Genomic DNA, 21,506 nt, shown 5'->3' with positions numbered 1-21,506 from the left:
AAAACCAACTTTTTGGTTGATAGGGCCATTTTATATGGTATGTCAAACGATTGATATAGACTGAAAAGCCCTATTATGTGAGGTAAGAAAACAGGTTCCTCTATGAATTTCATCCTCATATTTTCCTAGTAATTTTCTGAAAATCCCTTTTTTTTCATTCTTATTACATTCAGAAAAATTTGCTACTTGATTTTTTTCCGTGTTTCATATTGCTAGCTTGGTTGCTTCATTCACATGCAAAATCATTCTAAAATAAATCATACAAAGCCCAATTTGTAAGCGGGTTCAAAAAAATAGTTCCTTAGTACCCTACAGCTCCATCCAGAAACAAATTTTTTGTTACAATTTCTTAAGACTTTTTTACTATTTTGTTACCTATACCATATGAATATATCGCAGTCTCAAGGGGATTTTTATTTCCTTTTTGTATGCTGGGAAATTTATTGGTCCTATGCGAGGTGTTTTTTTGTTGAATCATTAGGAGGAGAGACCTTTGAATAAAGAGATAGCCCGGACTTTTATTCAAAGGTCCGGGCTATCTCTTTTATAATGAAAGATTTATATTATTTTTTATGCGTGTTCTCTTTGTGGTGTCTTTACGCGCTGATCTGCCTCTTCTTCCGTACCCGGCGGACGGTTCCGCAGTCCGAGCACGACAAACCAGCTAATCACTGCAATAACGACCATGATAACGAACAGGGAATGCAGACTGTTTTCCAGTACAGAACGAAGCAATCCGGCAACCTTGTCACTTAGACTCTGTGAAGCATGAGGTGCAAGCAGACCGTTAATATCCTCCTGCGTAACCCCTTGCTGTGTAAGCTGTCCTTCTGCTGTCTGGGCAGCAATGCGATAATTCAGCCATGAACCGAAGGCAGCAACCCCGATCGTTTGCCCCAACGTGCGCAGGAATGTATTCAAAGCTGTAGACGCGCCACGCAGTTGGAATCCGACCGAGGACTGGGCAATAATCGTAAACACGGTTATCGAGAAGCCGAATCCCAGTCCATACAACAATGTAGACAGGAAGAGCAGCCAGATCGGAGCCGTTTGGCCCATCAAGGTCATGACGAAGGCTCCCAATACAATCAGGGTCAGTCCAATCAATGAGGTTCGACGCGAGCCCAGCGTCAGCAAAATGCGTCCTCCGATCATAGAGCCAAATAGCCAGCCTATGGACATTGGAGCCAATGCGAGACCAGATGAAGCGGCATCCCCACCGTATACACCTTGAATCCATAGTGGAAGATAGCTAGTCAATCCGATCAGCAGGGTGCTGACTAACAGGGCTGCGGCACAGGAAAAAGCGATATCCCGTATCCGAAATAACTTTAGTGGCACCATCGGTTCCTGAGCGCGTTTTTCTATAACCAAAAACAGAATCAGGAACAAAATGGCTACGGCAGCCAAGGCCAGCAATTCAGGAGAAGCCCAACCGATATACTGTCCGCCCAGTGCCAATACGAGCAAGAGAGCCGTCATCCCGATGGTAAAGGTAACCGCTCCGGGTACGTCGATACGTGCGGTACGCTTGCTTACCTGTTCACGCAAGTAACGGGCGATGAAGTACATAGCCAGCAATCCAAAAGGAACGTTAAAGCCGAAAATCCACTCCCAACCAAAATAGGTGACCACATAACCGCCCAAGAGTGGCCCGATCAGGGAAGAAATTCCCCATACTGAGCTGATCATGCCTTGGACTTTGCCACGTTCCTCCATTTTGTATATATCACCGATGATGGTAAAGGTAACAGGAATGACACCACCCGCACCAATCCCCTGAATGGCCCGGTAGATAATAAGCTGCTCCATAGTACCAGCTATCATACAAAGTAAAGAGCCAAGTACAAACAACGAACAGCCGATTAAAAAAATGGGTTTTCGGCCAAACAAATCGCTAAGCTTTCCGAAAATAGGTGTGGTCACAGCCATCGTCAGTAAATATGCCGTAAAAATCCAGCTGAGCAAATTCACGCTGCCCAGTTCACTAACAATCGTCGGTCCCGCTGGACCGATAACCGTTCCTTCAATTGCGGCCAAAAAAGTGGCCAATAGAACACCTGTCAGCACGAGTCCGCGCTTCATAGGTTTATCGTCTCCCAAGCAAATCACAAATCCTTTCCTTATAAAAACTGTGTTGTATCTGTGCAGTTTTCCCTCTCAGATGGATGATTACCCGCACTGTATAATCGTAAACAGGCGGCCTATATAGGCCGCCTGTTTTGTACGATGTATATATATTATTGTCTACATATCCTTAATTTTTGTCAACTGTAATCGTATGATCATTCCAGCTATTTTCCGTTTTATAGAGATACCCCTCTTCCATACGAAGAACATGGCTGGCAAAGCGTTCAGCTACCTGTATATCGTGGGTGATGATCAGGAATGCCGCGCCTTCGGTAGACTGCTCTGTGCACATACGGAGCAGAATATTCGCCCCTTCGTAATCCGTTCCTGCGGTAGGCTCATCCAGAATGTAGAGCTTTTTGGGCAAGATAAACTGTGCTGCAACGCTCAAGAGCCTTTTTTCGCCTCCACTTAGCAGATACGGGGAGGCATCCAGTCTGTGCTCCAGCCTGGCGGCAGCCAGCAAGTGATGCGCCCGTTCCACATATGCGGCGGGAACTGGCTCCCGGGTCCGTAAACCAAGCTTGGCGCGAACGCTGTACAAGCACTCTTCCCACACCGTTGCAGCTGCAAACTGATGCTCTGGCTGCTGGAACACATAGCCGATTTCGGTAGCCAGCTGGTGAATGGGCAGCTTCGCCATATCCTGCCCCTCCCACCACATGCACCCCTTCGGTGCGGGGAGTAGGCCCATGAGCAGCTTGCCGAGCGTGGTTTTACCTGAGCCGTTCTCGCCCAACAGCACGGCTCGTTCGCCAGGCGCAAGGGCAAGACTCACGCCCTTGAGCGCCGGGCGCTGGCTGCCGGGGTAGGTGAAGGGCAATCCCTTCACCTCCAGCAACGGCTGTCCAGCGCGGTCCGCCGCTGACCCGGGCTTCGCGCCCGGCTCACGCGGCACGTCTCCCCTCTCTGCGGAAGAGGGGAGCAGCCCCAAGGCGGCCAGCTGCGCACCATGTTCGCGCAGCAGCGTTTCGGGCGGACCCTGCAGCTGCACGGTCCCGCCCTTCAGGACGATGATGCGCTGCGCTGCCCGTGCGCCATCGTCTATGCGGCCGGACGCGGTAACTACCGTCCGGCCTTCGGCATGGAGCCGCCGACATAACAGGACGAAGTCGCAGACAGCCGGCGGGTCTAACTGCGCAGCTGCGTCGTCGAACACGACCAGCGGCGCTTCCAACGCCAGTACCGCTGCAATCGCGGTGCGTTGGCGCTGGCCTCCCGAGAGGCGCCGCACGAAGGAGTCGCGCTCGGGAGCTAGGCCGACGGCCTCCAGCGCAGCGGCAATGCGCTGCGCTATTTCTGCCGGAGGCACGCGCAGGTTCTCCGGCCCAAAAGCAATCTCGTCTTCGACGATTCCCTGCACCAGCTGGGCATCCGGGTCCTGAAGCACGACGCCGACAGTGGTGGCGACAGTAGCCAGATCAGCGGTATCGGGGTCCATCCCGTACACGGTCAGCTCACCCGTTCGTTCGCCCTCGCCAGAACGGGACAATCCGCCATGAAGCAACTGGCATAGCGTAGATTTTCCACTTCCGCTGGCTCCGACAATGGCTACATGCTCGCCCACCGCAATGTCCAGTGTCAGGCCATGTAACGCTGGCTCCACCTGATCATCATACCGATAGCCAAAATTCTTCAAGGATACGGCTATTTTACTGTTCAAATTATAATCGCTATGTTCATTCATAACTGAAATATCCTCGATCCCCATTGTTGAAGATATAACCACATGCATAGCCACCCACGGCTATGCACGTGAAGCGCGTCCTAGTTCAAACCGTTTTAACAGTCCCGTACGATTTAAGGCATCGCCCAGCACTTTCGTCAGCAGACCACACAGGACAATGCCGCTCAGGATACGAACGACCAGTGCAATCGTCAGCACCTTCCACCCCCAATGCATATAGCCAAACATATTGGCTGCCACAATAAACCACAGCGGAACCATAGCCCCACCCACTAGCATCAGCGAAACTGCGTTCCAGCGCCGATACCGCAACAAGGCAAATACCAACTCAGCCGCAATCATATAGCAGACAGCCGCCGCAATAATAGAAGCAATTCCATAGGCAGAGCCCATAAAAGACTGCACTACCGCACCAAAAGCATAAGCAATAACCGCCGTACCCGGCTTACGAATAATATAATAGGCCAACAAACCGTATATCATGTACAGACCGACAATAGTGGAAGTTGCGATAGGCCCTCCCAGACTGTTTAATGTTTTGTTAATGATCGACAAATACACGGTCATGACGCCGTTCAACGTGGCCAGCATCGCCATGAGTACGATATCCAGCGTTGTAAACTTTGCAAACATACGAGATTCCTTCATATGTATTCTTGACTCCTCTCCCTATCTAATCTATAAGATTGCAGCTCTGATCCTTATACAAGCTGCTACTGTATAAATGTATTCATCTGCAGCCTTATTGTCAACCTAATTATATTTAAAAGGTTGACAATAAGAACAAAAATAAGAGGCTTCACTTTATAAGCTCCACCCTAAAACAGCCGTAGCTACTACAGCAGTCACAGCACATAAGTTGCCTAAACGCCCATTCTTCAGTGTGCGAAGATAGGTCCGTTCTGCATAAGCGCCGAAACCTTTACCCTCCATAGCCAGCGCCGTCTGCTGAACCCGTCTTACAGCATTCACCAATACGGCAGCCGCATACCCGCTCCACCATGATAACCGATTGCCCCACCCCCGTGGTGGTTCCTGTCCACGAACACGCCGTGCTGCCATAATGGTTCGCCCTTCTTCTTCCAATAAGGGGAGAAACGTTAGTGCCACTGAAATACCGAACGCAAACCGATAAGGAACACGCAAGCGCAGATTCAATGCCTGCACAAAATCTCGGGGATCGGTCGTCGAGAGATAGATATAAGATGCCAAAAACAACACAAAAATCCGCAACGTTAACGCCCCTGCGATATCCAGTCCCTCTGCTGTAATGACAATGGGTCCCCATGAAGCCACGGGATGTCCTTCTCGAATCGCTAGGATAGACAGTATAAAATACGGGATGCCTAACCCAATCAGGAATGACATAGCCCGAAGTTGGCGTGCTAAGGTCAAACGTGCGCCCAAGCTAGCCACAGCAATCAGTACAGCCAAGAGAACTGCTTCCCGCAGCGTCGAATCCCAAACCATCGACAGGAGGCTAAAGCATCCCACCCATATTAGCTTACTTAACGGCCCTAACCTGTGCAGTGGTGATGAACCGCCGTTATACTGAAACAGCATTTCGTTGTGCCTCCAGTCTGAGCCATTCTTCATGCAGTAAAGAATACATCAGCATATCCTTAAAGCCTGTAGATGTATGCTGTACCTGCCGCAACAGTCCTTCCTGTGTCCAGCCCATCGAGGACAGCAGAGCTTGCGAGCCTGTATTGCGCGGGTCCACCAGCGCTTCGATCCGATTCAACCGAATCGTGTTATACCCGAATGACAGCACCAAGCGTAGCGCCTCGGTCATGTAACCCTGTCGCCAATAAGGCTTAGCTACCTCATAACCAATCTCAGCTTTATAAGCTCCCGCTGTCTGCCAATAATTAAAACCACAGCTTCCAATCAACTTCCCGTTCTCCTTCAGCTCTATTCCCCAGCGCAGCGCATCCTCCGTCTTCGCCAGCTCATTCAACAGCTCAATCATATCCTCTGCGTCCTCACGTCCTGACATACCAGAAAGGTTCATATAACGGTGAACCTCCGGATCAGACCAGCAGGCGAACATCATAGCCGCATCTCCGCTTTCCATTCTTCGCAGCCGAAGACGCGGACTTTCCAGCGATGGTATATGCCCCTTACATGCATATGCACACATGTTCAATCATCCTTCCAGCATTTAAAATAACAATAAATATACGCTACATTTAAGCATACACCTTCAACAAACACAACCTTATTTAAAGCTGAGAAGCTTATATATATATAGAAGATGCCCTTCTGTTCCTAGGATTAGGAATTAGAAGGGCATCTTCTATTTTATAAGAGATTAAACCGTTTGAGAGCTTGTCTTCCGAATCAAAAGTATTGAGCATCTAAGCCTTTTAAGAAGAGACACGGGTAGTGGTGCGTGTCGTTTTCTTCACAACATCCTTGTACAGTACATCCAGCATCGACTGAATTTCCTGTAATTCATCGATCCCTGCACCGGTAATGCTGTACATATCATCATGCGGTGTCAGAAAGTTTTCCTGCGTCAGATTTTCAAGCTCCTGCTTGACCTCCCGTTCTCCTACACGGTAACCGCGCTCTTCCAACACAGGTTGAATATCTCTTATCGTGAGATCGTTCTGATGTGCATAAGAAAGCATCTGTATACGGATAAACAAGTTCTGAACATCTGCATGCATAATTGTAACTCCTCCCTGGCCTAGGCCAACCATGTTACACTGTTTTTACCCATAGAGGATAAGCTGGAAACAGATGAGGGCAACCCTTGCTGAATTACTTTCGATATTGTTTGCCCCGCTAAAACGTATAGTTTTCCACTTGACTGAATATACACAATCGTTATATCTTAAATTAATTAACCAATGGTAAAAGCGAATTGCATAATTACCTATTTTTGGCGATTTATACAGCACTTCATGTGAAAATTTAATGTTAGGAGCGTGAACTCTACATGTTTCAAACTATACCTTACGAAGGCACACGTCATGAACAATTCGAATCCGTTCTCGGGCAACTCCGGGCACTGATTCATGATGAATCCAATACCATTGCTAATCTGGCAAATGCTTCAGCATTACTCGGTCACTTCCTTCCAAATATTAACTGGAGCGGTTTCTATCTTTATGATGGCACTGAGCTTGTACTTGGTCCTTTCCAGGGCTTACCTGCATGTATACGGATTCCGTTGGGACGTGGCGTATGCGGTACCGCAGCAGCAGAACAACGAACGCTTGTTATAGATGATGTACATGCGTTTCCAGGACATATTGCCTGTGACGCTGCTTCCAATAGTGAAATCGTTATTCCCCTTGTCAAGAATGGGGAGCTGATAGGAGTGCTGGACATTGACAGCCCACTTAAAGGTCGTTTTGATCACGAAGATCGTGTATTCCTAGAGGAATTTACGGCTATTCTGTTAGCCAGCCTATAACCAAAAATAGCGCATATATATCGTCTTCCTTCGCCACAATATAGGAGGGTCTGAAACCCAAAACTATCCGGCGAAGGAGATTGATGATCAATGTTCAACAACATGGCTCCACAACAACAACTTCATCAATGTGAACAAATTATTCAGCAATTGGCACAACAAACACAGCAAGGAACCGCCATGTATCAGCAGTTGCTGCAACAAGAGCAACAAAATGCATCCAGCCTTGAAAACCTGATGCAACGTGAACGTAATGCAGCTCAAATGATCCAAACCGCAATCCAGGACCACCAAAAAGCTATGCAACAATACCAACAAGTTATTCAACTGTGTAGTCAGCTGGAAAACACTATCCGCTCGAGCAGCCAAATGACTCAGCCTGGATTTGGCGATAACTATGCTTCCCGTAGTATGCAACCATCCACCTTTAGTGCAGGAAGCCATATGAATCACAGCTTTCCGCAGCATATGGGGTCGACCGGACAGCATTTTGCAGGCAGTGGTAACATGCAGCAGTTCGGAAACAGCAGTCAGCAAGGCATGAGAACAGTACCAAGCAGCATGTAAGCTGTTTTACACAAAAAAAGGGTGAACAGCAGGCCGTCAAATCGGCTTGTTGTTCACCTCTTTTTCATATCATTTAAGCCCTTTCATCAGCTGTTGCTAGTTTAATTCCCGTTCGGCCAGCACCTTCATTCCGTCTCGCAAATACTCAGCCAGCCCGGGGCGATAGCCTTCATACATTTTATTGAAATCCTCATGCTCGACATACAAATCTCCCAGCCCGCTATAAATTTCTGCGGTAGGAGTATAAAATCGGCTTACCCATTGAAGATGACGGCGGATCAGCGCCTGTACTTCTTCACTGTTATGCTTCAATCCTTTATTCATGGCTTCAGCCAGCCGTCGATGAATCTGGTCAGCCTCTGCCTGCGAATCCAAATAATCCTCTTTGCTCCAGTTCTCCGTCGCCGTCTTGCTCTCCTGAATTGTTTTCTGAGCCTCTTGACCATAACGGTCTGTCAAATCATGTTCATACATTTCCTGCTTTTCCGGGTTAAACCCTTGGTACATTTGCTCTGGTTTCATTGCTTGTTCCCCTTTCAAATGAGCCACCGTTTCGTCGATGGTTTGTAGGAGAGTATGCAAGCGGAAGACTTTGGCCTCGACCTTGGCTCGATGCTCTTGCAAAACCTCGGCCTTTTGTTCCTTGGTTTGCTCCAGCATATTTCCAATTTCAGATAAAGGCAAATCCAGTTCCCTATATACCATGATTTGCTGAAGCCTCAACAGTTGTTCCTGTTCGTAATAGCGATATCCATTATTTCCAATATGATGCGGTTTCAGCAATCCTATTTCATCATAATAATGCAAGGTTCGTACGCTGATTCCCGACAGATTAGATACTTCCTTCACCGTATAAGCCATTCCGCTTCACCTCCCTTGCTTGACAGTCTACAGTCTCACGTGGCGTGAGAGTCAACGCCCCCACTTGCCCACCTTGGTACTACACTTTTACCCTATAAGCGCATTGTGAACCGCTCATTTACCAACCATTTTTCATACTTGCGACCTACAATCGGCATCTTTAGATAACTATGCAAAAAAAAGCCCACCAACGAGCATTTTCAAATATGCTGGGGGCTCCATATATTCGATTTGACTTAACCACTATTTACAGATCAAACGATACCTAAGAGAGGCTTTTTCCCATAACCACACGATCATAAAAAGCTATCTTTTGAATAATTTTCTCCAAATTGTGCTGCGTTTGTGCCACATGTTCCTCCACCTTCTTTTTGTGGGCTACAAGGAAATCTCTTCTCTCTTGGATTGTGGCTTCTCCTTTTACATTTAGCTCAAGGTATGCCTTAATTTCTTCAATGGTCATCCCTGTATCTTTCATAGCCATAAGGAACCTGATCCAATCGATTTGTTTTTCGGTATATACCCTTCTTCCCCCTTCATCCCGACCGACATCAGGTAATATGCCTTCTTTTTCATAATAACGAAGGGTAGATGCGGGCAATCCGCTCTTGATTTGAACTTCTTTAATGGAGTACATGGTTATTCCCCTCCTCATTCTTATATTTTCTCTTCAAGTCAGCTTTAACGATAAGTATAAGTTTTCATAGTAAAGAGTGCAAAATTAAGATTCCTACTACCTTACAGCAGCGAGGCAACCTTCTTATTGCCCGTCAGTCCGGACAGAAAATAGAACGTGGGCATTTGTGCCTCGTAACCAAAATCGTCAACATGGCTGATAATATCGTCCACAATCTGGTCGGTCTGAAGACCTTCACGTGCTAATCGAGTTCATACCCGCACCGCCTTATATTGCATCCAATTCTACACACCAAACGCCACCTCATACAGCATGGGAATCGATTGCCACCACAGCTTGCTCCTTATCCGGTATTACTAAAAATTTTATTGCCAACTAGAATATTATTTATGAATATATATCGGTAATTCTTTATAATTACCCTCACACACCCCTCAATAAATAAACACATATTGGTAATTACTTGTATACTTTTCAACAGTTTACTAAATATATGCGATTGCTTCTCTAAGCCTATTCTTTTTTATCATAACTATTTAGTATTATAAGGATATAAAAAAGGAGGTTATCATTTGAAAAGTACAGGTATGACACGTCCCCTAGATGCGTTAGGCCGTATCGTTATTCCCAAAGAAATGCGAATTTCCATGGATTATAATGTGGGTGATCCTGTTGAGATTTTTGCAGATGAGGAAACTGGTATTCTCGCCTTTCGAAAATATACTGGGGTGACGTGTAAAATGTGTGGTTCAACAGAACAATTAACTTATTTTAGAGACAGCTTTATTTGCGGGGAATGTATTGAGAGTTTAAAGAAGGGGGTAAATTTCAGCCCAGTCCTAAGACCAGCCAAATCAGCTTTATCCAACTCACAACGATCTAATAAAGAGTCCAAACGTCTGCGGCGATCGACACAACAGATGATCGAAAGTCTAAAAGAATTAATGCAAAAGCACCCCAATGCAGCACAGCACGAATATGCCAAAATACTTGAGGTTTCCCAAGCCCGTATATCCCAGCTCAAAAAAATGCTATAACCACAGCTTGATACCCTACATAGATATACACCAGTGATTTCATCATGTACAGCTACTTTTGAACCGTGATACGCAGCATCATAGCTAACCGACAAAATGCAAAAACGTCCATGCGAAAATTCCAAACCAGGTATAAAGACCCACTGAATGACTTACAAGCGAGAACGCCTATAGCAAAAGGCAGTGCTACATTTAATATTGGTTCCTGAATTAAAAAATGGCCTTCTTTAATTAGAGAAGGTCATTTCATTTATTTATTCATTTTTCTGTAGTAAAACATCCTATACTTTTTCTTTTCGTCAGTTTTTCGTCATTTCATTACATCTTCTCCTCATAAAAAAATAGTATTCGTTTTATAGATAGAGAAAGGATGTGTGAACCTAATATGAACAAACCTGCTCAAATTTTTTCTATTCTTATACTTTCCGTAAGTGTAAGTGTGTTTGCTGGTTGTGGAAAGCAGGAAACAACAGATACATCTACCAATGAAACAGTACCAACAACCTCAGAAACGGTAGTCAAAGAAGGAACAGATCAACCAGCCGCCCTGCAAAGTTTCCATTCCTTCTCATTGCGGAACTTTTCAGAGCCTCGCGAACGTGATGTAATCGACTTGGGCAGGCTCTGCCGATTCGATCCGAAGTGCCCGGTTGATCTGTCCCCGGTGATATTGTCCATGTAAGAGGACCTGCAACAGGCTGTCCCGGACGGACGTTCGGAACGGAACCCCGCTCTGGTTCGCATAGTCGATCATCTCATCCAACTCGGATTCCTCGAGCCCTTCGATATAGACACGATATTGTTCGGCGTTTTCTTCGAACATCGTCCGGATCGCCGACAGGTCTTCAGCTTCCTCCCACAACGAATATTGCGCGCTGCCCTTGCCCTGCAATCGGGACAGCCAGACTCGTTCCGCGACCGCGACGTGCCGAACCAGCTTCAGAAGGTCCTTGTTCTTCGTCTCACTCTCCTCGAGCGCGTCCAAGATGCGTCCGTCCGCCCAGTACAGGTGGTCCATCATGCACTTGATCGTCTTCATTTCGGTTTCCCCCTCTTCATCTCATCGATTACTTGAACCTACTGTTAACCGTTAGTTTAATCATTTGAATGAACTAAAACAACCTTTTTTGGGGTGAATTCCTTGTTGCTGTAAACTTCCAAGGAGAAACGTGCAATTTCAAAGGGTTTAGTGGCTTGTCGCTCCCTTTTGGGAAGAACTCATGGGAGATTAAGCCTACTCTGGTTGCTGCACCATCCTCATTTTACGTTTAGCCTTGAAAGATCTTTGATACTTTAATTTCATAACCCTTCTCAGGCACTGCCTTTTTTAAAAAATCATTTGGCTAGGTCTATTTTGTTATTGTCTTTTTGGGGCTACGACCATCCTTCATTATATTCCATTTTTAAATATTAATTAAAGAACATACGCGGGTAGCAGTAGTGATTTAAAAGAGCCTTATCTTAATCTAGCACTAAGAAAACACTTTATTTTCATCTGATAATCACGTAGAAGGTGCCAAAAAAGCCTATCTAATGAACAGACATACGCAAAACGTATTATCTATGTCCATCAGATAGGCTTTTATATAACTACTACCGTTTAATAACGATCAGCTTTGTTTCCAGCATTTCTTCCATGGCATACTTTACGCCTTCGCGTCCGGTGCCACTTTGCTTCACACCACCATACGGCATATGGTCGACACGGAAGCTTGGAATGTCATTGATCACCACGCCGCCAACCTCAAGCTTGTCTGCTGCATCCAGCGCAGTCGTGATATTACGTGTGTAAATTCCCGCCTGCAGGCCATAGATCGAATCATTCACATGGTTTACGGCTTCATCTATAGAGCTAACAGAATGAATCAGCACAAGCGGGGCAAACACTTCACGACAGGATACCTTGGAAGTCGGGTCCACATTAAGCAAAACCGTCGGCTCCAAAATACCTCCCTTGGCTTGACCACCCAGAGCGATCCTCGCACCTGCTTGAACGGCTTCTTCCAGCCACTCACGGACACGTTCGACATCCTTGGCTGAAATAAGCGCGGATACATCCGTGTCCGGCTCTAGCGGATCTCCCATTTTTAAACGTTGAGTTGCTTCTATAAATCGGGATACAAAGGTATCATACAGTTCATCGACAACGTAAATACGTTGAACTGATATGCACACCTGCCCTTGATTGGCAAAGGCTCCACTCACACAACGGTCGATGACCGCTTCCACATCCGTATCACGGTCGATAATAACGGCCGCGTTGGAACCCAGCTCCAGCGTGACCCGCTTCAAGCCAGCCTTGGAGCGAATTTCTGTACCGACCGCCGGGCTACCGGTAAAAGTGATATAGCTGACGCGCGGATCAGTGACAAGTACGTCGCCATTGGTTTTACCATCGCCGCTGATCACGTTAAGAGCGCCCGCAGGCAATCCAGCATGCTCTAGCAGCTCCGCGATTAGGTAAGCCGACAACGGCGTCTGCTCCGCAGGCTTTAATACGACTGTATTGCCTGCTGCCAGCGCGGGACCCACTTTATGAGCGACCAGATTCATCGGAAAGTTAAATGGTGTAATAGCTCCTACTACTCCGACAGGTTCTTTGAGCGTGTAGGCCATACGGCCCTCGCCGCCCGGTGCGGCATCCAGCGGAATGGTTTCCCCGTGAATCCGTTTGGCTTCTTCAGCTGCGAACTTGTAGGTTTGCACCGTCCGGTCAACCTCCGCCAGCGCAGCTTTCCATGGTTTTGACGCTTCGCGTGCAATGATGCGCGCTGCATCCTCACGCCGCTCTTCCAGCAGGTCAGCCAGCTTCTCCAAAATGGCTGACCGCTGGTGCGCTGGCATGGCCCGCATCTCCGAGCGTGCATCAGAGGCCGCCTGAATAGCAGCCTTGGCATCTTCTGGCGTGGCCACTGCCACCTCAGCAATGATTTCCCCAGAGTACGGTGATTTCAACATCGTGTACGATGAAGCTGCCTTCCATTCTCCTCCAATAAATAAATGCTGCTGCATGCTTTTTCCTCCTTTTCTCTATATTAACGTCTCTTTTACCATCTATTTTACCGTCAGCACCGGACAAGGTGCATGCTGAATCACATGATGGCTCACGCTGCCCAGTATCATTTCAGAAACAAGTCCTTTTCCCCGTGTTCCCATAATGATCAGATCCACCTTTTCCTGATCTGCAACTTCACAAATGACACTCGCCGGATTACCATGACCCGCCAACATACGGCAAGGGATGTCCGCGTCCTTTAAATAGTCGGATGCAGGTTCCAGGATATGACGACCTTCCTCTTCGATCCGCTCATCCACATCAATCCCAATCGGTGGCTCATTCATGGATAAAGCCGGGTTTACATGCAATACAGTCAGATGCGGGTCCCCCTGAAGCTGCTTAGACAACGTTTTGGCGGTCTCCAACGCCTTCATCGCGTGTTCCGAACCATCAATCGCGACCAGAATCTGTTTGAATTCGCTCATCCTCTTTTCCTCCTCAGAAGTTCAATGTTAGTGTGCATCTACCTGAATATCCTGCATATGTCGACGACGTCCGATCAGCACAACTACACCAATCAGGACCATCAATGCTCCAAAATAAAACGGGGTTTCTGCTGAGTACCACTCTGACAGCTTCCCTGCAAGCCACGGCGAAATGGCCCCGCCCAAAAACCGCATGAAGCTGTAGGCCGCAGATGCTGTCGAGCGCTCCACTGGAGCAGCCTGCATAACAGCAGTTGTAATCAATGTATTGTTAATCCCCAGGAAAATACCAGCTACAATGACGGCGACAATGACAGTCGTTGGCGAGCCAGCTACCGTCCCAATCGCCATAACACCTAAATCAATGGCAAATAGCGTCAGCATGATACTAATGGAAGATACCACGCTCAAGCGTGCTTGAATCTTTGGTGCTACAAACACCGAGGTAAAGGCTAGCATAATTCCCCAGCCAAAAAATACATAACCCAAACCATGCTCGTCCAGATGCATTACATATGGAGAATACGCCATCAACGTAAAAAATCCAAAGTTATATAACAACGCTACAATACCGAGCGTGAGTAAAGCTGGATAACTAAGCGCTTTGAACGGATCGGCAATGGAACCGCGTTTTTTGGGCTTTGGAATCGAAGGCAGCATAAACGTAATGAACAAAAATCCCACGACCATTAGTCCGGCTACACCGAAAAACGGACCACGCCAGGAAATGGAGCCTAACTCACCGCCCAGCAGCGGACCCACTGAAATCCCGAGGCCCAAGGCCGCTTCATACAAAATAATTGCTTTAGCTGTTCCAGAAGTAGACAGACCTACAATCGCAGATAACGCTGTTGCGATAAACAAAGCGTTCCCCAAGCCCCAGCCTGCCCGGTAGCCCACAATTCCGCCAACTGTATTGGCCGTGCCGCCAAGTCCAGCAAACACAATAATAAACAAAATCCCGGTTAGTAACGTCCATTTGACACCCAATCGACTAGATACGACGCCCGTAATCAGCATCGCAACGCCTGTTACCAGGTTATAGCTGGTGAACAGCAATGACACTTGGCTTTTCGTAGCATGAAGCTGATCGGCAATGGCCGGAAGAATCGGATCGACCAATCCCAGGCCCATAAATGAAATAACACAAGCAAAGGCGACCGCCCATACCGCTTTAGGTTGAGACAGCAAGCCTGAGCGTTCTTTTAGCTCTTCAGGTAATGCATGTTGTGAACTCATATTATGATGTTACCTCCACATCTGAATGTAAATGTTCTTGTTATGATGGGTTGTGATCAAGTTCCTCATCCAAAAGGGTTTTGCGTTCACGAACCCTGACCCGCAACTCCTCCAACTCAGTCTGGAGCAAACGGATGCTGTTGATTTTTCCCTCCATTAATTCCAACTGTTCGTTCAGTGTACCTTCCATATCCTCCAACATGGCCCGTCGCTCGTTCGGTTGCAAATGCTCCGTTCGCTCGCGATATTCCTCCCGCTGACCCTTGAGCATTTCCGCTGCGGACATGTAACGCTGAAGCTCTTGCAAGGAGAATCCAAGTACTTCCTTGGCACTCACTATTTTTTTTAGTAAATCCACATCCTCCTGCGTATACAGGCGCATATTTCCTTCACTGCGTTGCGGGGAGGGCAATAATCCGATCTCCTCATAATAACGAATAGTTCGCTTCGTCAGACCACTTTGCTTGGCGACCTCATCAATTTTATACGTAACCATGACACCCACCTTATGAAAAAGATTATATATAAATACTACGCCTATATAACGTTAACGTCAACGTAAACTTTGATATAAAAAGAAACCGCCTCTATTGGAGACGGTTCCTGTTTTGACTAGCACGGTCATAGACCCGAAGCATCGGCGCTCAAGCCCATGAATATAGCTTTAGATGAAAATGGTACGTGTGATGATAACCAGCAAAATGAAGAGTACCAGAATAACACCAGTGGAAGTAAACATGTTGTAGCCGCCACCACCGCAACCTCTTTCTACTTCACCCATCTTAAGTTCCTCCTCCCTCTGTCGATTACAACAAATCGCCCGAAATCAGATTCATGAGCTACGAATTAGATGACGAATGCTTTGGAAATAATAACGAGCAGAATGAAAAGTACCAGAATCGCTCCTGTAGATGTAAAAGCTCCATAACCAGCGCCTACTCCAGACATGGTGATTCCTCCCTTCATGGTTTACAAGAGCATCTTATGCTTATGCCATCATTCATGATAGGGACAAATGCCGCGCCTGCCGCCCAAATCTAGGTTTGGTATTGTATAGTCCTGTTATTCTTCGGACCCGAGCATGCCGTGATACAGGAGGTTTCGTGCCTGCTTGGCAAGCACAGACGGACTTTCACGTCCAGGTAGCAATTTCGTTAACGTCAGCCGTTCAATCAAGCCGATCACGCATTCTGCTATCAGTTCAGGGTCCAGTTCCTCACGGCACGAGCCCCATCGTTGCGCAGCCAGCAGATGCTTTTTGATATGCTCGGCCATTTCCGCCTTAATGCGCACCGAGTCTGCCGCCTGGTAAAATCCGACACGGGTGATCGCCGGATTGTTAGACAACACGCGAAAAATAGCCTCCAGAAACACTTGTCCCCGTTGCAAAATTTCAGCTTCGCTTTGATCCGGACCTATCTTCATGCTTTGAACCGTTTCATTCACCAAAGTACGAAAGCTCTCCACAAGCTCATCATACATCTGTTCCTTGCTTTCAAAATGAATATAAAAATCCGGCTGCGTCAATCCTGCGCGTGCCGCGATCGAACTTACCTTTGTCTGATAAAACCCCGTCTGAGCGAACTCTTCAGCCCCTGCTTCCAGTAACAACCGTCGACTCTCCCGACTTCTGACTCCTGCTCCCATCACGGTCTTGCCCCCTTACGCCACAAATCTATCGTATTATAAAGTTCCTTTGCAGTAAGAACAACGGGCTTGAGGATGATATATACCTGTCCTTCAAAAGTCCTAATACAGAAGGACTGAAAGTTTTGGAAAATCAAGGGCATCTCCCTACAAGGTATAATTAACCAATCTGACGGTGAGCGAGCAGGATTTATTACGCTCAGTGATGAGGACAATATTTGCGCATCATCTCAATCGTCGTCAGATCATCATCCAGCCCCCGTTGTTGCAAGCCGTCGATAATTTGCTGACGTTCCTGATCTTTGACATTTTGACCGAATTTAAACTTGGCGGTCCAATCCTCCGGTACAATTTTGATCAGAGCGACCCCTTTCAAACGTGAGGCATACCGAGAATCGCTAGCATCAATCGTGTCATACCCGCCTTCCGGTTGCAGCTTACTCATAAAAATGGAAAAGGCCGATGCTTTTTCTTCCAAATCCACTACATGCTCCGCATGACCACGCACGGTAATGCTTTTAAAAAATGAAGTCGCCGGACATGCCATATGTTCATCCGTAAAATAAGATGGAATGAGCGCATATTCTTTGGCGGCTGAAAAAGTAACCCGATTATCCTCTTTCATCCGTTCCATCTTTTCTCCAGCACGGCTGCCATGAATATAAAAAACGCCATTTCCATAAGCGAAATTCAAGGGAACCACACGCGGAAAACCATCCTCGCTGTTCATGCCTAAAAATCCGAAACTGACCTCGCTTAGAAACTGCTCTATTTCCTCTAGTTCTGCCACCGCAAATTCTTTCCTTCTCATAGTGAACTCTCCTTCCATCTATTGACCAATGATACATTTCAGATTATGTTGAAAATGGATTCATAAAAAGACCCAATATGAACGAAAATGAGTGGCCCAATCGAAGGAGAAGAATATGGATATTACGATTGCTTATCAGCGTGCGCTTCAAAAATATCATCTAAAATATTTGGCATTGTATCATGCTCTTCGTGAGGGAATCCTCAATGGTTCCCTTGCCAGTGGTACGCGTCTGCCTTCCACTCGTGATCTGGCTGTGATATATGGAATTTCGCGAGGGAGTGTTAAAGAAGCATACGATATGCTGCTGGCAGAAGGATATGTAGACTCGGCAGTAGGCAGAGGAACCTTTGTTATGCAACAGACAGCGGTGCTACCAAACCCATCTCAAATCGGCCTGCAGAATCAGAATCCACCCGTTTCCAAGCAAAAATCCCCTACGCTGTCAGCATGGGGACAACGAATCATGCAGATCGAAAGGGAACGAAACTTACAGTCGTCTCCTGTTTCTGCTACAGATAGAGACCGTGCACAACAGCCTTTGATTTCTTTTCAGGCAGGAGAAGTTGTATTGGAGGGCAATTCACAGATCGCATGGAAAAGCGCACTGACTGCCGCTGGAAAAGATCTGCAAAAGCCCTCGGCTGACGAAACTACTGCGCCAGTGAGCGGTGATGAATGGCTACGTGAAGCGATTTGCCATCATGTTGGCAGAACACGCGGAATTACGGCCAGCCCGGATCAAGTCGTATTATGCAGTGGTTCCATGGAAGTAATCACGTTATTAAGTCAGTTGCTTATTCATGAACAAGATCGAATTGTATTGGAGAATCCTTGTTATTCCGGCATCTACCGTGCAGTTACTGCCTCAGGCGGACAGATACTCGCTGCCGAAATGGATCAACACGGAATTGTCCCACAGGATTGGGATTCCAAATTGCTGTTTGTTACACCTGGACGACAGTTTCCAACCGGGGCAGTTTTGCCATTAACACGACGTCAACATATTTTGCAATGGGCAGCATCCAAGGGAGCGTGGATCATTGAGGACGATTATGACAGTGAATTCCGCTGGGCAGGACGACCCATTGAACCGTTAAAAGCACTGGATTGCGCAGAATGTGTCATCTATGTCGGTTCCTTTTCCAAAAGCATGTTCAGCAGCCTTCGGCTCGGGTTTGCAATCCTGCCCGTTGAATTAGCCCAAGCGCTGACAGCTGCCAAACGACTATACGATCCCCTGCCGCCTGCCCGCTTGGAACAGCGCGCACTGGCACGTTTTATGATGCGCGGCGACTACGTTCGCCATGTGCGTCGGATGACTCGCATATACAGGTCTCGCTACGACGTGTTCCAGCGGGAAATACAGCAGTTGAATGAACTGTTTCACTGGCATCAGAACAATTGCGGACTACATGCCTATGCCATCTGGAAGCATGATTCTGCCCAGTATCATCATTTGATGCAGACAGCACGATTTTACGGAGTCACATGGCGTGATGCCGCCGATTACCAACTGACACCGGGACCTCCATCAGCTTGCTTTATCTTTGCCCATCTATCGGAGCAACAAATTATTGAAGGGTTTAACCGTCTGCGCCAGGCATGGGACAGTATCAAACATGAGTATCACGGAGCAAAGCTGAGGCTTTAAAAAGGTACTCCATTCGCGCTTTGTATATAGCAAATTAGACTAACGATAAAGAAGAATTGCCCTTTCCATTCCCTTACTTTTTCATATGATGCTAGTAACTTAAAAGAATTGGAGTGAGAGAAATGGCAATTAGTCCGCTTTGTAGACAGTTTGCAGCTATATTAAAAGCAACACCTCAAATCATCAACGGAGTTTGTACTGCATCTACAGTCAGAAATAACATCAAGCCGATCATTTTAGGGAAAAGGGCCAGATCCTTTCTTGCCATACCCCAAGCTTTTTCTTTCGAAAGTATTGGCCGTAACGGAAAAGGTTTATGTCTTGGTGAAACCGTGATTTTGACCGCAGAAATTAATCCGTTTATTTCTCGACTTCGTAAACATGATATCAAAGTGACGGCACTGCACAATCACTGGCTATTTGATAACCCCAATCTCTGGTACATCCACTTCGAAAAAGTAGAAAAACCGCTTGTTTTCGCCACAGAAGTGCGTGACGCGCTTAATGTCTTGACAACGAAGCCTGTACGGCCGGTTATTAAGAAAAAGTAAGCTATCAATAAATGCAAAGATCCGCTTTGGCGGGTCTTTTTTTGTTATGGGCGGAACATAGGACAAAACAGATTAATATTCTACATTAGCCCATTTATCTAAAAGGAGAGCTTTATGAAAAACAAATTAATCTTTGATTATATTGTCGTAGGAACAGGTCCTGCGGGTGCTGTAATAGCGAAAACCCTTACGGATGATAAGCAAACATCGGTTCTTGTGCTGGAAGCAGGGGAAAATAACGATAAAGATAAACCCATTAGGGACTCTACCTTTGCCCCGGAGCTGGAGGAACAATTTTTCCCTGAATACTTTTGGCAAGGGGAAGGCATTCCACAAAATGGAGTAGACGATCGGTCATTCGAATGGACCACAGGACGGCTGCTAGGCGGTGGCTCTTCAATTAACGGCGAGCAGTATGTACGGCCTACTTCGGCTGTATTTAGAGAATGGGAAAAACTTTTAGGCCCATTATGGTCACCTAGAAGAGCCATTCGCCGATTCAAAAAACTAGAAAAATATAATGGAGAAACGAATAATCCAAGGGTTCACGGATATAGCGGACGGATTGATATCAGGCAAGCTCCTGTAAATCCCACGTCTATGGCGCAAAAACTAACCTTGGCCATTGAACGTGCTACAGGTTTTCCGGAAATCCTCGATTATAACGATCCTAAAACTCCCCTTGGTCCCTTTACCCGATGGCAGTTGTTCCAAAAACCAAATGGACACAGGGAAAGCTCTTCAACCGCTTTTCTCTCGCCAGGCATCATGACTTCTTCCGGACAGGGCGTAAACGGCCGGAAGTTGAGGGTTTTCTTTAAATCAACAACTTTGCGCGTTCTTTTTACTAACAAGCGCGCTGTAGGAGTGGAATTCCTCCGTGAAGGAATATGTACACGAGCTTATGCGCGGAAGAAGGTTATCGTCTCAGCAGGCATTAACAGCGCCCAGTTATTAATGCTATCCGGAATCGGACCTGAAAAATCGCTTAAAGACAAAGGGATTCATGTAGTATTTAATAATCCCAATGTAGGCAAACGCCTGCGTAACCATACTCTGAACTTTGCCTCCTTCTCAACCAATCCCAAGGATCGCGCACTGCCTTCTAATGATCCAAGTGCTCTATATACGGGTGGAGCCTTCTTGCCTGATCCCAATGGAACGGAGGACCATCGTCGGGCGGTTCAAATGCTAGGTATAGGTTCGGAAGGCATGCTTACCTTAGGTTTGATTTACTTACGCCCTGCAAGCCGGGGATCGATCAAACTGCAAAACAACGACCCTCTGAAAATCGTGCTTGCAGATGAAGGCTTTCTCTCGAATCCCGAGGACATGGAAGCGGTGAAAAACATATATAAAAATTATGTCAAAAACATAGCGGCAGAGCTGACGGCCATTGATCCATCATATCAGCTCGTTTCTCCTACGCTTGACGTTATTGACAACGACTCTAACCTGGAGGAGTTTATCAAGCAAAATTTTGGCCATAATCATCACCAGCAAGGCTCTCTTCGCATGGCCCCATTAAATAGAGGAGGCGTCGTGGATCGCAGAGGTAACGTGCATGGAGTCAAAAATTTAATCGTTGCCGATGCTTCCATCATCCCCTTCACGGTCGATGGCAACACATCCGCTGCTGCATACCTGATAGGATATACCATAGCACGACAATTAAAGCTGCTGGATAAAAATATACGCGCTCGAAAGTTAAGACGGCAACGATATGAAGAATATGAAGAGTAGCCTGAGACTCGTTCGTTATTTGCGGCGGATGA

General features: G+C 46.7%; 22 protein-coding genes. 6 read left to right on the top strand and 16 right to left on the bottom strand.

Annotated elements, in window-relative coordinates:
• Window positions 1-570: 570 nt before the first annotated feature.
• The 6 genes from MKX46_RS19140 to MKX46_RS19115 all read right to left on the bottom strand — a co-directional run bounded on the left by MKX46_RS19140 (window position 571) and on the right by MKX46_RS19115 (window position 6,492).
• Window positions 571-2,085 carry an MDR family MFS transporter gene (locus tag MKX46_RS19140; RefSeq protein ID WP_069012141.1) on the bottom strand — a complete coding sequence of 505 codons (1,515 nt, stop codon included), beginning with the start codon at window positions 2,083-2,085 and terminating at the stop codon, window positions 571-573.
• Between the two features lie 172 nt (window positions 2,086-2,257).
• Window positions 2,258-3,817, bottom strand: a complete 1,560-nt coding sequence (locus MKX46_RS19135; RefSeq protein WP_341071911.1) for an ABC transporter ATP-binding protein — start codon at window positions 3,815-3,817, stop codon at window positions 2,258-2,260.
• 60 nt (window positions 3,818-3,877) lie between these two features.
• Entirely contained in the window at window positions 3,878-4,465 is a 588-nt protein-coding gene (locus MKX46_RS19130) for an ECF transporter S component (RefSeq protein WP_322251863.1), read from the bottom strand.
• 156 nt (window positions 4,466-4,621) lie between these two features.
• A complete protein-coding gene (locus tag MKX46_RS19125; RefSeq protein ID WP_341071635.1) occupies window positions 4,622-5,380 on the bottom strand; it encodes an energy-coupling factor transporter transmembrane component T family protein in 759 nt (252 codons plus the stop codon).
• A complete protein-coding gene (locus MKX46_RS19120; protein ID WP_341071634.1) occupies window positions 5,364-5,960 on the bottom strand; it encodes a GNAT family N-acetyltransferase in 597 nt (198 codons plus the stop codon). Before MKX46_RS19120 ends, MKX46_RS19125 begins: the two co-directional genes overlap by 17 nt.
• A gap of 226 nt (window positions 5,961-6,186) precedes the next feature.
• Entirely contained in the window at window positions 6,187-6,492 is a 306-nt protein-coding gene (locus MKX46_RS19115; protein ID WP_322251867.1) for a hypothetical protein, read from the bottom strand.
• A 272-nt stretch (window positions 6,493-6,764) separates the two neighbouring features.
• On the opposite strand from MKX46_RS19115, the gene MKX46_RS19110 reads away from it, so the two are divergent.
• Entirely contained in the window at window positions 6,765-7,244 is a 480-nt protein-coding gene (locus MKX46_RS19110) for a GAF domain-containing protein (protein WP_029515824.1), read from the top strand.
• A gap of 90 nt (window positions 7,245-7,334) precedes the next feature.
• Window positions 7,335-7,811, top strand: coding sequence for a hypothetical protein (locus MKX46_RS19105; RefSeq protein WP_029515825.1), 477 nt, complete (start codon window positions 7,335-7,337; stop codon window positions 7,809-7,811).
• Between the two features lie 96 nt (window positions 7,812-7,907).
• Here the strand turns inward: MKX46_RS19105 and MKX46_RS19100 are convergent, their stop codons facing one another.
• Window positions 7,908-8,672 carry a MerR family transcriptional regulator gene (locus tag MKX46_RS19100; protein WP_165148360.1) on the bottom strand — a complete coding sequence of 255 codons (765 nt, stop codon included), beginning with the start codon at window positions 8,670-8,672 and terminating at the stop codon, window positions 7,908-7,910.
• Window positions 8,673-8,937: 265 nt separating this feature from the next.
• On the bottom strand, window positions 8,938-9,309 hold the full coding sequence (locus MKX46_RS19095) for a MerR family transcriptional regulator (RefSeq protein WP_029515827.1): 372 nt from the start codon (window positions 9,307-9,309) through the stop codon (window positions 8,938-8,940).
• A gap of 572 nt (window positions 9,310-9,881) precedes the next feature.
• Here MKX46_RS19095 and MKX46_RS19090 point away from each other — a divergent pair.
• Entirely contained in the window at window positions 9,882-10,346 is a 465-nt protein-coding gene (locus MKX46_RS19090; RefSeq protein ID WP_029515828.1) for an AbrB/MazE/SpoVT family DNA-binding domain-containing protein, read from the top strand.
• 583 nt (window positions 10,347-10,929) lie between these two features.
• Here MKX46_RS19090 and MKX46_RS19085 read toward each other — a convergent pair.
• The 8 genes from MKX46_RS19085 to MKX46_RS19050 all read right to left on the bottom strand — a co-directional run bounded on the left by MKX46_RS19085 (window position 10,930) and on the right by MKX46_RS19050 (window position 17,526).
• Complete coding sequence (locus tag MKX46_RS19085; protein WP_029515829.1) at window positions 10,930-11,385, bottom strand: DinB family protein; 456 nt, start codon at window positions 11,383-11,385, stop codon at window positions 10,930-10,932.
• 554 nt (window positions 11,386-11,939) lie between these two features.
• Window positions 11,940-13,358, bottom strand: coding sequence for an aldehyde dehydrogenase family protein (locus MKX46_RS19080; protein WP_341071633.1), 1,419 nt, complete (start codon window positions 13,356-13,358; stop codon window positions 11,940-11,942).
• Between the two features lie 42 nt (window positions 13,359-13,400).
• Entirely contained in the window at window positions 13,401-13,829 is a 429-nt protein-coding gene (locus MKX46_RS19075) for a universal stress protein (protein WP_029515831.1), read from the bottom strand.
• A gap of 27 nt (window positions 13,830-13,856) precedes the next feature.
• Window positions 13,857-15,068 carry an MFS transporter gene (locus MKX46_RS19070; RefSeq protein WP_029515832.1) on the bottom strand — a complete coding sequence of 404 codons (1,212 nt, stop codon included), beginning with the start codon at window positions 15,066-15,068 and terminating at the stop codon, window positions 13,857-13,859.
• A gap of 40 nt (window positions 15,069-15,108) precedes the next feature.
• On the bottom strand, window positions 15,109-15,564 hold the full coding sequence (locus MKX46_RS19065; RefSeq protein WP_069010957.1) for a MerR family transcriptional regulator: 456 nt from the start codon (window positions 15,562-15,564) through the stop codon (window positions 15,109-15,111).
• Window positions 15,565-15,914: 350 nt separating this feature from the next.
• Window positions 15,915-16,016, bottom strand: coding sequence for a hypothetical protein (locus MKX46_RS19060; protein WP_014599460.1), 102 nt, complete (start codon window positions 16,014-16,016; stop codon window positions 15,915-15,917).
• A 114-nt stretch (window positions 16,017-16,130) separates the two neighbouring features.
• Window positions 16,131-16,715 carry a TetR/AcrR family transcriptional regulator gene (locus MKX46_RS19055; RefSeq protein ID WP_069010956.1) on the bottom strand — a complete coding sequence of 195 codons (585 nt, stop codon included), beginning with the start codon at window positions 16,713-16,715 and terminating at the stop codon, window positions 16,131-16,133.
• Between the two features lie 199 nt (window positions 16,716-16,914).
• A complete protein-coding gene (locus tag MKX46_RS19050; protein WP_341071632.1) occupies window positions 16,915-17,526 on the bottom strand; it encodes a pyridoxamine 5'-phosphate oxidase family protein in 612 nt (203 codons plus the stop codon).
• 115 nt (window positions 17,527-17,641) lie between these two features.
• Here MKX46_RS19050 and pdxR point away from each other — a divergent pair, with 115 nt between their 5' ends.
• The 3 genes from pdxR (at window position 17,642) to MKX46_RS19035 (ending at window position 21,474) form a co-directional block, all read left to right on the top strand.
• Complete coding sequence (gene pdxR / locus MKX46_RS19045; RefSeq protein WP_341071631.1) at window positions 17,642-19,180, top strand: MocR-like pyridoxine biosynthesis transcription factor PdxR; 1,539 nt, start codon at window positions 17,642-17,644, stop codon at window positions 19,178-19,180.
• Window positions 19,181-19,302: 122 nt separating this feature from the next.
• A complete protein-coding gene (locus MKX46_RS19040) occupies window positions 19,303-19,731 on the top strand; it encodes a DUF1259 domain-containing protein (protein ID WP_039270545.1) in 429 nt (142 codons plus the stop codon).
• Window positions 19,732-19,845: 114 nt separating this feature from the next.
• On the top strand, window positions 19,846-21,474 hold the full coding sequence (locus MKX46_RS19035) for a GMC family oxidoreductase (protein WP_029515838.1): 1,629 nt from the start codon (window positions 19,846-19,848) through the stop codon (window positions 21,472-21,474).
• The last annotated feature ends 32 nt before the right edge of the window (window positions 21,475-21,506 follow it).

This window comes from Paenibacillus sp. FSL P4-0113 (assembly GCF_038009305.1).
Taxonomy (GTDB): Bacteria; Bacillota; Bacilli; order Paenibacillales; family Paenibacillaceae; genus Paenibacillus; species Paenibacillus polymyxa_D.
This window is presented reverse-complemented; position numbering and strand designations above follow the sequence as displayed.

What these genes read in the sequence shown, in the direction of transcription:
- MKX46_RS19140 (WP_069012141.1), bottom strand. Translation starts at nt 2,085, where the DNA reads ATGAAGCGCGGACTCGTGCTGACAGGTGTTCTATTGGCCACTTTTTTG.
- MKX46_RS19135 (WP_341071911.1), bottom strand. Translation starts at nt 3,817, where the DNA reads ATGAATGAACATAGCGATTATAATTTGAACAGTAAAATAGCCGTATCC.
- MKX46_RS19130 (WP_322251863.1), bottom strand. Translation starts at nt 4,465, where the DNA reads ATGAAGGAATCTCGTATGTTTGCAAAGTTTACAACGCTGGATATCGTA.
- MKX46_RS19125 (WP_341071635.1), bottom strand. Translation starts at nt 5,380, where the DNA reads ATGCTGTTTCAGTATAACGGCGGTTCATCACCACTGCACAGGTTAGGG.
- MKX46_RS19120 (WP_341071634.1), bottom strand. Translation starts at nt 5,960, where the DNA reads ATGTGTGCATATGCATGTAAGGGGCATATACCATCGCTGGAAAGTCCG.
- MKX46_RS19115 (WP_322251867.1), bottom strand. Translation starts at nt 6,492, where the DNA reads ATGCATGCAGATGTTCAGAACTTGTTTATCCGTATACAGATGCTTTCT.
- MKX46_RS19110 (WP_029515824.1), top strand. Translation starts at nt 6,765, where the DNA reads ATGTTTCAAACTATACCTTACGAAGGCACACGTCATGAACAATTCGAA.
- MKX46_RS19105 (WP_029515825.1), top strand. Translation starts at nt 7,335, where the DNA reads ATGTTCAACAACATGGCTCCACAACAACAACTTCATCAATGTGAACAA.
- MKX46_RS19100 (WP_165148360.1), bottom strand. Translation starts at nt 8,672, where the DNA reads ATGGCTTATACGGTGAAGGAAGTATCTAATCTGTCGGGAATCAGCGTA.
- MKX46_RS19095 (WP_029515827.1), bottom strand. Translation starts at nt 9,309, where the DNA reads ATGTACTCCATTAAAGAAGTTCAAATCAAGAGCGGATTGCCCGCATCT.
- MKX46_RS19085 (WP_029515829.1), bottom strand. Translation starts at nt 11,385, where the DNA reads ATGAAGACGATCAAGTGCATGATGGACCACCTGTACTGGGCGGACGGA.
- MKX46_RS19080 (WP_341071633.1), bottom strand. Translation starts at nt 13,358, where the DNA reads ATGCAGCAGCATTTATTTATTGGAGGAGAATGGAAGGCAGCTTCATCG.
- MKX46_RS19075 (WP_029515831.1), bottom strand. Translation starts at nt 13,829, where the DNA reads ATGAGCGAATTCAAACAGATTCTGGTCGCGATTGATGGTTCGGAACAC.
- MKX46_RS19070 (WP_029515832.1), bottom strand. Translation starts at nt 15,068, where the DNA reads ATGAGTTCACAACATGCATTACCTGAAGAGCTAAAAGAACGCTCAGGC.
- MKX46_RS19065 (WP_069010957.1), bottom strand. Translation starts at nt 15,564, where the DNA reads ATGGTTACGTATAAAATTGATGAGGTCGCCAAGCAAAGTGGTCTGACG.
- MKX46_RS19060 (WP_014599460.1), bottom strand. Translation starts at nt 16,016, where the DNA reads ATGTCTGGAGTAGGCGCTGGTTATGGAGCTTTTACATCTACAGGAGCG.
- MKX46_RS19055 (WP_069010956.1), bottom strand. Translation starts at nt 16,715, where the DNA reads ATGGGAGCAGGAGTCAGAAGTCGGGAGAGTCGACGGTTGTTACTGGAA.
- MKX46_RS19050 (WP_341071632.1), bottom strand. Translation starts at nt 17,526, where the DNA reads ATGAGAAGGAAAGAATTTGCGGTGGCAGAACTAGAGGAAATAGAGCAG.
- pdxR (WP_341071631.1), top strand. Translation starts at nt 17,642, where the DNA reads ATGGATATTACGATTGCTTATCAGCGTGCGCTTCAAAAATATCATCTA.
- MKX46_RS19040 (WP_039270545.1), top strand. Translation starts at nt 19,303, where the DNA reads ATGGCAATTAGTCCGCTTTGTAGACAGTTTGCAGCTATATTAAAAGCA.
- MKX46_RS19035 (WP_029515838.1), top strand. Translation starts at nt 19,846, where the DNA reads ATGAAAAACAAATTAATCTTTGATTATATTGTCGTAGGAACAGGTCCT.